Below are 9667 nucleotides of genomic sequence, written 5' to 3' on the forward strand. Positions count from 1 at the left end.
GAAAAGGTGGGAACTCACCGAATATTAGTTCTGGGTATTATAACTTTAATTATATCTGGTACTTTAATGATAGTGCTTGCTCACATACAAACAGCATTCGCTTTTATGGTACCGATTTTTTTATCCTCTGTTGGCTTTGCTTGGATATTGGGTGCGGCGGCGGGGAAAGCACTGGCTCCATTTGGTGATAAAGCAGGAACCGCTGCAGCATTGCTAGGTCTGTTCCAAATGAGTGGATCCGGCTTATTAGTCGGTTCACTGCAACGATTTAATCTTGAGCCACAAATGCTGATCGCTTTACATATGTGGCTATTGGCCCCCGGATTGATTATTCTCTTTTCTAAAGCCGGTCGTCGCTGGCATCAATGGGCGTTACATTCCTCATAAAATAGGCTCTGTTAGCTATTTTCTAATCGTTTTAAGGCGTGTATATTGTCCACTCTTATATTTTTGCATGATATTTTGGAATTACGATACGATGTCTATGACCACTTATGAAATGGCTCGCATTTGGGAACAGCTTGATGAGTCTCCAGAGAAGGTGATGTTTGGCAAGTTACTTAATGAACTGGGCAACCAAAGTAGTGAACGTATTCGTAGCGCCGCCAAACAAGTTCCTGTCCCAGTTTTGCGTGATCTCGTTTATCAATTTCAACAAGTGATTGAGTCTCGTAAACATGAACAGGTTGAACAAATGGCTCAAGAACTTGTCGCGCAAGGTATTTCCGCTGAAGACCTACTAAAATTCCTCAATAAGTAATTAGGCCGCTAATCTAGCTAGATAGTGCTATCACCATTTATTTGCGGTTTGCTGTGTTATGGGTTTACGTTGCGATTGATGGGGTTTTGTAGAGAAATCAGGGTTTCAGTGGATTGTACTTCGTCGATTGCTTGCAATTTATCAATTAATACGTGCTGTAATTCTTCAATTGATTTACACATCAACTTAACAAAAATATTGTATGCACCGGTGGTGTAATAAGCCTCAACCACTTCTTCCAGTGCGTTAAGTTTCGCCAGTGCCGAATGATAGTCTCGCGCGGCATTGAGATTGATCCCAATAAAACAGCAGACGTCATAGCCTAGCTTTTTTGTATTTACTACAACTTCGGTACGCTGGATAATGTCGGCCGCTTTCATTTTCTCAATTCGAACATGGATCGTCGCAGGGCTGACATTAAATTGTTTGGCCATTTCAGCATAAGGGGTTCGGGCATCATCCATTAATATTTTTAAAATGGCGCGATCCAGATTGTCTAATTTGGTTGGGGCTGCTTGCATGGTTGATCCTGAGCAATACGCGATTAAAGCGCGAAACTAAGTGTAATGATCATTAGATAACATGATTTCCCCAGCCTGCCAAGCCATCGTTTAGGTAGAATTAACATCCGTTTGAATTAAGGATACGCGTTATCAACAGCGTGAAAATATCGCTGTGATCAGGAAAATTCGCTACACTAGCGCTGATTTTTTCTCTCTTTGGAGTGCCTCCTTTGCAGTTACAGTTACTATGTGAAGCTCCTGAACGAGCTGAACAACTGACACTTATTGCCCAGCATTGGCGATTAACGCATTGCCAAAACAGCCAGTTTGCTTTGGTATTGACCGCTGAGCGGCTAGAGCTACGTAAAGTGGATGAGCCCAAATTAGGTGCCATCTATGTTGACTGGGTGAGTGGTGCAGTCGCTCATCGGCGCAAATTTGGTGGCGGTAAAGGACAGGCGATAGCGAAGGCGGCAGGGCTTAATAAAGGAAGGTTACCGACGGTATTAGACGCAACGGCTGGTCTAGGGCGTGATGCGTTTGTGTTGGCGTCCTTAGGATGTCGAGTGCAAATGATTGAGCGTCATCCTGTGGTCGCGGCGCTGTTGGAGGATGGTTTGCAACGAGCCAAACAAGATAGAGACATTGGCCCATGGGTCAGTGAACGGGTGAATTTATTACACGCATCGAGCCATGATGCGCTACAAAAACTAGCCGATGATGTGAGTTTCTGTCAGCCAGATGTTGTCTATCTCGATCCCATGTATCCGCACCCAGAGAACAAGAAGAAAAGCGCGTTAGTGAAAAAAGAGATGCGGGTATTTCAATCATTAGTTGGAGCGGATAGTGACGCTGATGCGCTACTTACTCCCGCTTTACAGCTTGCTAGTAAGCGGGTGGTGGTAAAAAGGCCTGATTATGCTCCGTGGCTGGCAGAACAAAAGCCCAGCATGGTTATTGAGACGAAAAAGAATCGTTTTGATGTCTACGTGATAGCCGCAATGACGGATATCAATACACGAGACATCGAATGAGTGACTGAAATCTTGCTTGCTATTCTACACCGCTTGATATATATCTAACTAAGAATCATTCTTATTGTTATTTTTGGTTGTGTTTATTATGGTTAAACGTTTATGCAAGCTTAATCGTCACGATATTCGTACATCAATGGGCGAGATACAGCAATTAGTGATGCAGCCAAGCTATATTTGCGGCGCATGTGCGCGCAGTGCTGTCGATAAGAGCCTTTTATGTAAACCTCAGTCATTGCAGATAGCAAAAAATGATCGACTCACTCAACCACTACTTTCGACCACGTTAGGTTCGCAAACATCGGTATCGGTTTTAACTAAAAAAACGCTAAAGAAGCAGAAAAAATACCAGAAAAAACTGGCAAAAGTGCTTAAAAAACAGCATAAGTTAATGAAAAAGCAGCAAGCATTACAAGGTAAGTTTACCGAACTCAAGTTACTGCCGCTTAACGACGAGATCTCTCTCACTCAGTTCCACTAATATTTTACCGTTTAGGGTTGACGATGTGTTTTATGTCGATAGCTTCGTGCAACCTGTCGTTTAACCCATGTTTCATTGAGCCAGAGTGAAAGTAAGATAATCCCTCCTCCCACAGATAACCGCAGCAAATCCACATCTCGATTCCAGATGACGATATTGATCACTAACCCTGCGGGAACCAGCGCATTGTTCATAATGGCTAACGCCCCTGCATTAACTTGGCAAGCGCCTTTATTCCAAGCAAAATAACCCAATCCTGAAGCAATTAGCCCGAGATAGATTAATATCCCCCATTGTAATGAGTTGTTTGGTAACTGCTGGGGATTGCCTAACAACAGGAATGCGATGCTGGCAACCAAAAAAGCACCAAGATAAAAATAACCAAATAATGCATGTTGAGGAAGTTCGATAGGTTCTTTTTCCATCACGTATTTATAGCCGACTTGACCGATAGCAAAGCAAAGGTTTGCTCCTTGAACAACCATAAAGCCAAGAAAAAAATGCTCGTTAATCCCAGCAAACTTGATCCATATTGCACCGATCACAGCAATGCTGGCCGTCACTAAGTACCAGGGTGAGAAATGCCCTCTCAGGAGATCGTACAATAAGGTGACATAAATAGGAGTGAGTACGGTAAATAGTAAAACTTCAGGAACCGATAACAGTAAAAAAGATTGGTAGTAGAAGCAATACATCAACCCTAATTGAATACCGCCAATGGCCATGAGTTTGGCCATTAACGCCTTAGGAACTTGCTTAACCTGTAGAAAAGGCAAAAAGACCACGCAAGCAAGAGCGACTCGCATCCAAACCGCAAACCAAGCATCAACCTGACCCGCGAGATAAACGCCGATCAGGCTGAAGGAAAAAGCCCATAGTAGAGTAACTGCAGATAAGTAAATCATAATACTGGTACATGAATGAGAACTTTCAGCAGTCTAGCTGACTTTTTGCCTATCGTCAGTCGTTGAGTGGTACAACCAACATATCGACGGGTGAGCAATTAATCAATTGACGCGTGGAGGAGAGAATCTTACTCCAAAAATCTTGATGATGCCCACAGACAACAAGATCAATATTAAACTCATTAATGGTTTCGCACAGCTCGTTACTTAGGTCACCGCTACCGACCAGTGTGTGGTGAATCGGGTAGTTAGCGTAATCTGCTAGCTCTTGTAATTGTTTTTGTGAATTTTCCATAGAATGGTGCTGGGTTTCAGCCAAATTGATATCAATAAGACCGGTGTACAATTCTGCATAATTCACATCAATATGAATAAAAGAGAGTTCTGCATTGAGTGGTTTGGCGAGCGCTACTGCTCTATCGATTAAAATCTTGCTCTCTTCAGAGAGGTCGACTGCAACTAAAATATGTTGATAACTCATCATACTATCTCCTTATCGATGACTGACGACAGATTAACATGTCAAGCTCCGTTTTTTTGCCAGCATGATCTCATATCGAAGGTGAAGAGCATGTCTTACTTCGCATCTATACCCTTCCAACTTGAAGCCGCAGGGGGGCTAGGTTCGTTCACCCCAATCATATCGCCTGTCTATGCTCATGGGATGGTGAGAGCCATCCGTGGCTTGGGGATAACAATCATTGTTTGGGGATAACAATAACGAAATAGCATGATATAGTTATCATAAGCTGTCTTAATCACTGGAGTCACAAATGTTATCACCTGCAATGATTGATCAATTGAATGATCAAATTAATCTTGAATTTTTTTCATCCAATCTATACTTACAAATGAGTGCTTGGTGTGAAGATAAAGGATTTGAAGGTGCGGCCGAGTTTCTACGTGCTCATGCCGTAGAAGAAATGCAGCATATGCAGCGTTTATTTACCTATGTGAGCGAAACCGGTGCCTTACCTCTTATTGGTTCTATCGCTGCACCAAAGCACGATTTTGCAAGCTTAGGTGAAGTATTTCGTGAAACGTATGAGCATGAGCAGATGATTACTCAACAAATTAATAAACTCGCTCATGTGGCTTTTACATCACAAGATTACTCAACCTTTAACTTCCTTCAATGGTATGTTGCTGAGCAGCATGAAGAAGAGAAGTTGTTTAAAGGGATTTTAGACAAGCTAGAACTGGTCGGTGAAGATGGAAAAGCGTTGTTCTTCATTGATAAAGATCTAGCGGCATTGGCAAAAGCAGGCTCATCTTCAGTAATGGATGCCCCCGCTGAGTAACCTCAGCAAAAAGACAAATGAATAGCTGTGTCTTTTTCTCTGGGCAGACTTACCAAGGATGTAGGGAGGAAAAGATGATCAGTGGAGATACGATTCTTTTAGCACTTATGGTGGTGACGGGCATTAATATTGTTCGGTATCTAACCGCACTTCGTTCGCTTATCTATATCATGCGCGAAGCTCATCCATTGCTTTACCAGCAAGTGGATGGAGGGGGATTTTTTACTACCCATGCTAATGTCACCAAACAAGTTCGCCTTTATCATTATTTGAAGAGTAAAGAATATCATCATCACCATGATCCTATCTTTACTGGTAAGTGCTCTCGCGTAAGAGAGCTGTTTGTCCTTTGCTGTGCTTTGCTTATATTGACCTCTCTCGTGGCCTTTTTGCTTTGAAAGGTCGATTGGCAATATAAGCATTTATCGTTAGAATATTGAGCCTAGTGAGTAAGGATGTGCTGGTTGCACATCCTTTTTTATTGCAGTGAGTATCGGTCATGAATGAAAATGTAGACGTTGTGATAATTGGAGCCGGTGCTGCAGGTTTAATGTGCGCAGCACAAGCGGCTAAGCGTGGGCGTCGAGTTTTACTCGTTGATCACGCGAAAAAACCGGGCCGGAAAATTTTGATCTCAGGTGGAGGGCGCTGTAATTTCACCAATTACAATATCTCTGCGGCCAATTATCTATGCCGAAATCCTCATTTTGTTAAGTCTGCCTTATCGCAATACACCAACTGGGATTTTATTGCTCTGGTCAATCAATATGGCATTGCCTTCGAAGAGCGTGAACATGGCCAATTGTTTTGTCTGGGTTCAGCTAAAGAGATTGTTAACCTGTTATTGGCTGAATGCTCCCAACCCAACCTCCATCAGCGTTATCAAGTTGATATTCAACAGATCACTAAAACTGAATCGGGCTTTTTTCTTAAGACTTCTCAAGGCGAAGTGGCGTGTCAATCGCTGGTGGTTGCGACGGGTGGGCTTTCAATGCCCAAACTTGGGGCGACCCCCTTTGGCTATAAAATTGCAGAGCAATTTTCATTACCGGTGTTACCGACCTGTGCGGGATTGGTGCCTTTTACTTTGCATGTCGCAGATAAAGAAGCCTTAGCGGAACTTTCCGGTATAGCGGTACCGGTTGAGATTCAAGCTCAATGTGGCAAAAGTTTTAAAGAAGCACTGTTATTTACGCATCGTGGTTTATCTGGGCCTGCGGTGTTGCAAATTTCGTCTTATTGGCAACCGGGTCAAGCGATTACGATTAATTTGTTACCTGATACAGACCTCGAAGCATGGCTGATGAGTGCGCGCGAGCATCACCCAAATCAAACCCTGAAAACCACTTTAGCTCGAGTGTTACCCAAGCGATTGGTGGAAGTGTTACTTGAACGTCAGCTTTTCGTCGATAAACCACTGAAACAATTTACCGCTAGCGCGTTGTTGAATGTGGGAGAAGCGCTTGAGCAATGGACTCTTATACCCAATGGTACAGAAGGTTATCGTACTGCTGAAGTGACACGTGGTGGCGTTGATACTGAGGTTCTGTCATCGAAAACCATGGAATGCAAAACTGTCCCGGGTTTATTTTTTGTCGGTGAAGTGATGGATGTGACAGGTTGGCTCGGTGGCTATAATTTCCAATGGGCCTGGTCGAGTGGTTTTGTGGCAGGGCAGTGGGCGTGAGTGTGCTTATCAGTGGTTTCGATATATTGCTAGCGCCGAGACCTTCTCGAAAACAGCCGATGATAATGTGAGTCATTGCTTTCAATAACTGGACATTTATCCAGTATAAACATACTCTTTTTAGTTATGATTATTAGCAACGAATCTTTGACTATGCAATGGATGATTGAACACTCCTCCCTTCTTATGGGCATGTTAGCCGCCGCTGGAGTTTCTGGTGTCACGATAGCGGGCTGGATGAAGCAAAAAATGCGGCTACAGGTTGAATTACTCCAGCAGCAATTAACCAGTGAAACGCATTGGCATGCCCAACAAACCGCACAATTACAACACTCATTGCAGCAAGCCCAACAAGAGCTGGATGAGCTAGACCAACAACGAGATAAAGCCGAATTCGAATTAAAACAAGCGCATGGCAAAGTGATGGCGGTGATGGAAAAGTTGCGCTATTTCGAAGCCATTAAGCAAGAGCGTCAGCAGTATGCTGAGCAACTCAACCAGATGCGTGATTTGAAAACGCAACTTGAAGTGCAACTGCATGAGCAGCAGGCAAGACATGAGCAACAGCTGGCGGCCAGTCAAGATAAATTACAGTTATTAGAACGGGCAGAAGAGCGATTAAAGCAGCAGTTTGAGCAGCTTGCAAATCAAGTGTTTGAGCATAAAACTGCCAAAGTGGATGTGCAAAACAAACAGAGTTTAGAAGGTTTGCTTTCGCCACTTAAACAGCAGTTGGAAGGCTTTAAAAAACAGGTTAATGATAGTTTTAATCAGGAAGCCAAAGAGCGTCATACCTTAGTTCATGAATTACGTAATTTGCAGCGCTTAAATGAACAGATGGCCAAAGAGGCGCTGAACTTAACTCAAGCGCTGAAAGGGGATAATAAGCAGCAAGGGAACTGGGGAGAAGTCGTGCTTGCGCGAGTATTGGCTGAATCTGGGTTACGTGAAGGGCACGAATATCAAACTCAAGTTAGCTTACAAAATGAAGCGGGTAAACGGTATCAGCCCGATGTGATTGTTCACTTACCTCATGACAAACAGGTAGTGATTGACTCAAAAATGGCCTTGGTCGCTTATGAGCGTTATTTTCATGCAGAAACAGATCAAGAGCGAGACGCAGCTTTACGGGATCATTTACTGGCTTTAAGAAATCATATTAAAGGGTTAGGTCAAAAAGATTACCACCAGCTTAAAGGGTTACAAAGTTTAGACTATGTCTTAATGTTTATCCCCGTTGAACCTGCTTTTCAGGTCGCGATTCAAGCGGATCCCAGTTTAGTTAAAGAGGCGATGGAACAAAATATTATTCTAGTCAGCCCAACCACTTTATTGGTTGCATTACGTACCATTGATAATCTATGGCGTAATGAAAGGCAAAACCAAAATGCCCAAGTGATTGCTGAACGAGCGAGCAAGTTATACGACAAACTACGTTTATTTGTTGAAGATATGCAAGGGCTAGGCGGCGCATTGGATCGTGCGAACCAAAACTATCAATCAGCAATGAATAAATTAGCCACAGGTCGAGGTAATGCGATCCGTCAGGCTGAAAGCTTTAAGCAGTTAGGTGTTGAAGTCAAACGTTCAATCGCCAGTGAATGGATAGAAAAGTCACAGCTTGAGCAGGAGACAGAATTTGCCCCTTTAGTAGAAAGACATCCCGTTGAGGATAAAGTAAACTAAGCGCCAGCAGTTGCAGTTTTTGGTGTATAGCTGCCTAAGAGGAAAGAGAATGACGGATATCAGTGCGCAAGCAAACCTTGTAATAGAAGATCAAGAAACCACCCATTTTGGGTTTACGACCGTTGCTAAGGATGAAAAAGTCACCAAAGTGGCTCAGGTTTTTCATTCAGTGGCTGCGAAATACGACATGATGAACGATTTAATGTCGGGGGGGATTCATCGACTATGGAAGCGATTCACCATTGATTGTGCTGGGGCTCGTCCGGGGCAACGTATTCTTGATTTAGGTGGTGGTACCGGCGATCTCACCGCTAAATTTTCCCGAATAGTTGGTGATAAAGGGCATGTTATCTTAGCGGATATCAATAATTCAATGCTCAATGTTGGACGCGATAAGCTGCGCGATCGAGGCGTGATTGGCAATGTTCATTATGTACAAGCCAATGCAGAAGAACTGCCTTTTCCTGATCACTATTTTGACTGTATTACGATCAGTTTCTGCCTGCGCAATGTCACAGATAAAGATAAAGCCTTACGGTCTATGTTTCGGGTTTTAAAGCCAGGAGGCCGTCTGTTAGTCTTGGAATTTTCCAAACCAGTTTTAGATCCACTATCTAAAATTTATGATGCCTATTCTTTCCACATTTTACCTAAAATGGGGCGATTAATTGCCAATGATGCCGATAGCTACCGCTATTTAGCAGAATCCATTCGTATGCATCCAGATCAAGAAACGCTAAAAGGGATGATGGAAGAGGCAGGATTTGAACAAACCAGTTACTATAATTTAACTGGTGGAATTGTTGCTCTTCATCGTGGTTATAAATTTTAAGGGGCACTTATGCCGATTCAGCCACTGATTACTGCGGTCATGGAAACAGCGCTTAATACCTTTATTCAGGATACTCCCGATTCAGCGCGTCGATTGGCTCGTTTAAAAGGTAAGGTCATTCAGGTGCATATCAAAGAGCTGAATCAGACCTTTACTTTTATTTTTAGCCAACAAATCGATGTGTTAGCGCAGTATGAAGGCCAAGCCGATTGTTTTTTATCCGTACAACTTTCCGTGTTACCTGAATTACGTGAGCAAGCCAACATAACCCAGCTAATTAAACAAGATCGTTTAATTTTACAAGGCGATATGCAACTCGCGCAAAAGTTTGCTCAATTGATTGAACAGAGTCAGCCGGATTTAGAAGAGTGGTTGTCGCGGATGACGGGGGATGTCGTTGCACACACAGTTGTGCAAGGGGCTAAAAATATGGCTCGATTAGCGAATAACTGTCTCGATAAGCAACAACATCGTTGGG

13 protein-coding genes and 1 pseudogene are annotated in these 9667 nt (G+C 43.2%); 11 read left to right on the top strand and 3 right to left on the bottom strand.

Going from position 1 to position 9667, the window contains the following annotated elements; genetic code table 11:
* Together B7C60_RS17660 and tsrA are read left to right on the top strand one after the other, a co-directional pair.
* Positions 1 to 387 (top strand): annotated as a pseudogene (locus B7C60_RS17660) (Bcr/CflA family drug resistance efflux transporter); the annotation flags it as partial.
* Positions 388 to 478: 91 nt separating this feature from the next.
* Positions 479 to 760 (top strand): H-NS-like global regulator TsrA, encoded by a 282-nt coding sequence (gene tsrA / locus B7C60_RS02750; protein WP_099610324.1) that lies wholly within the window; start codon positions 479 to 481, stop codon positions 758 to 760.
* A 56-nt stretch (positions 761 to 816) separates the two neighbouring features.
* On the opposite strand, the gene asnC is transcribed toward tsrA, so the two are convergent.
* Positions 817 to 1281: a transcriptional regulator AsnC gene (asnC, locus tag B7C60_RS02755; RefSeq protein ID WP_099610325.1), complete on the bottom strand. Its 465-nt coding sequence runs from the start codon at positions 1279 to 1281 to the stop codon at positions 817 to 819.
* A 212-nt stretch (positions 1282 to 1493) separates the two neighbouring features.
* Between asnC and B7C60_RS02760 the strand changes: the two genes are divergently transcribed.
* Positions 1494 to 2297 carry a class I SAM-dependent methyltransferase gene (locus B7C60_RS02760; protein WP_099610326.1) on the top strand — a complete coding sequence of 268 codons (804 nt, stop codon included), beginning with the start codon at positions 1494 to 1496 and terminating at the stop codon, positions 2295 to 2297.
* 88 nt (positions 2298 to 2385) lie between these two features.
* The gene (locus tag B7C60_RS02765) at positions 2386 to 2778 is read left to right on the top strand and encodes a hypothetical protein (protein WP_099610390.1); all 393 of its coding nucleotides are present in this window, start codon (positions 2386 to 2388) and stop codon (positions 2776 to 2778) included.
* 11 nt (positions 2779 to 2789) lie between these two features.
* On the opposite strand, the gene B7C60_RS02770 is transcribed toward B7C60_RS02765, so the two are convergent.
* Both B7C60_RS02770 and uspA read right to left on the bottom strand, forming a co-directional pair.
* A complete protein-coding gene (locus B7C60_RS02770; RefSeq protein ID WP_099610327.1) occupies positions 2790 to 3683 on the bottom strand; it encodes a carboxylate/amino acid/amine transporter in 894 nt (297 codons plus the stop codon).
* A 55-nt stretch (positions 3684 to 3738) separates the two neighbouring features.
* Positions 3739 to 4164: a universal stress protein UspA gene (uspA, locus tag B7C60_RS02775; RefSeq protein ID WP_099610391.1), complete on the bottom strand. Its 426-nt coding sequence runs from the start codon at positions 4162 to 4164 to the stop codon at positions 3739 to 3741.
* A gap of 90 nt (positions 4165 to 4254) precedes the next feature.
* Here uspA and B7C60_RS17030 point away from each other — a divergent pair, with 90 nt between their 5' ends.
* From B7C60_RS17030 to B7C60_RS02805, 7 genes are all read left to right on the top strand, one after another.
* Positions 4255 to 4398: a hypothetical protein gene (locus B7C60_RS17030; RefSeq protein WP_157928675.1), complete on the top strand. Its 144-nt coding sequence runs from the start codon at positions 4255 to 4257 to the stop codon at positions 4396 to 4398.
* 58 nt (positions 4399 to 4456) lie between these two features.
* Entirely contained in the window at positions 4457 to 4984 is a 528-nt protein-coding gene (ftnA, locus tag B7C60_RS02780) for a non-heme ferritin (RefSeq protein WP_099610328.1), read from the top strand.
* A 74-nt stretch (positions 4985 to 5058) separates the two neighbouring features.
* Positions 5059 to 5382 carry a universal stress protein UspB gene (uspB, locus tag B7C60_RS02785; protein ID WP_099610329.1) on the top strand — a complete coding sequence of 108 codons (324 nt, stop codon included), beginning with the start codon at positions 5059 to 5061 and terminating at the stop codon, positions 5380 to 5382.
* Positions 5383 to 5483: 101 nt separating this feature from the next.
* Positions 5484 to 6671 (top strand): BaiN/RdsA family NAD(P)/FAD-dependent oxidoreductase, encoded by a 1188-nt coding sequence (locus B7C60_RS02790; RefSeq protein ID WP_099610330.1) that lies wholly within the window; start codon positions 5484 to 5486, stop codon positions 6669 to 6671.
* Positions 6672 to 6824: 153 nt separating this feature from the next.
* Positions 6825 to 8357, top strand: coding sequence for a DNA recombination protein RmuC (gene rmuC / locus B7C60_RS02795; protein ID WP_099610331.1), 1533 nt, complete (start codon positions 6825 to 6827; stop codon positions 8355 to 8357).
* A 49-nt stretch (positions 8358 to 8406) separates the two neighbouring features.
* Complete coding sequence (gene ubiE, locus B7C60_RS02800; protein WP_099610332.1) at positions 8407 to 9189, top strand: bifunctional demethylmenaquinone methyltransferase/2-methoxy-6-polyprenyl-1,4-benzoquinol methylase UbiE; 783 nt, start codon at positions 8407 to 8409, stop codon at positions 9187 to 9189.
* 9 nt (positions 9190 to 9198) lie between these two features.
* The coding region (locus B7C60_RS02805) for a ubiquinone biosynthesis accessory factor UbiJ (protein WP_245868455.1) at positions 9199 to 9667 on the top strand (469 nt) is incomplete at its 3' end.

This window comes from Vibrio fujianensis, assembly GCF_002749895.1.
GTDB lineage: Bacteria > Pseudomonadota > Gammaproteobacteria > Enterobacterales > Vibrionaceae > Vibrio > Vibrio fujianensis.

Bases quoted from the DNA above. Each gene is read 5' to 3' on its own strand.
- tsrA (WP_099610324.1), top strand. From the start codon at position 479: ATGTCTATGACCACTTATGAAATGGCTCGCATTTGGGAACAGCTTGAT.
- asnC (WP_099610325.1), bottom strand. From the start codon at position 1,281: ATGCAAGCAGCCCCAACCAAATTAGACAATCTGGATCGCGCCATTTTA.
- B7C60_RS02765 (WP_099610390.1), top strand. From the start codon at position 2,386: ATGGTTAAACGTTTATGCAAGCTTAATCGTCACGATATTCGTACATCA.
- B7C60_RS02770 (WP_099610327.1), bottom strand. From the start codon at position 3,683: ATGATTTACTTATCTGCAGTTACTCTACTATGGGCTTTTTCCTTCAGC.
- uspA (WP_099610391.1), bottom strand. From the start codon at position 4,164: ATGAGTTATCAACATATTTTAGTTGCAGTCGACCTCTCTGAAGAGAGC.
- B7C60_RS17030 (WP_157928675.1), top strand. From the start codon at position 4,255: ATGTCTTACTTCGCATCTATACCCTTCCAACTTGAAGCCGCAGGGGGG.
- ftnA (WP_099610328.1), top strand. From the start codon at position 4,457: ATGTTATCACCTGCAATGATTGATCAATTGAATGATCAAATTAATCTT.
- uspB (WP_099610329.1), top strand. From the start codon at position 5,059: ATGATCAGTGGAGATACGATTCTTTTAGCACTTATGGTGGTGACGGGC.
- B7C60_RS02790 (WP_099610330.1), top strand. From the start codon at position 5,484: ATGAATGAAAATGTAGACGTTGTGATAATTGGAGCCGGTGCTGCAGGT.
- rmuC (WP_099610331.1), top strand. From the start codon at position 6,825: ATGCAATGGATGATTGAACACTCCTCCCTTCTTATGGGCATGTTAGCC.
- ubiE (WP_099610332.1), top strand. From the start codon at position 8,407: ATGACGGATATCAGTGCGCAAGCAAACCTTGTAATAGAAGATCAAGAA.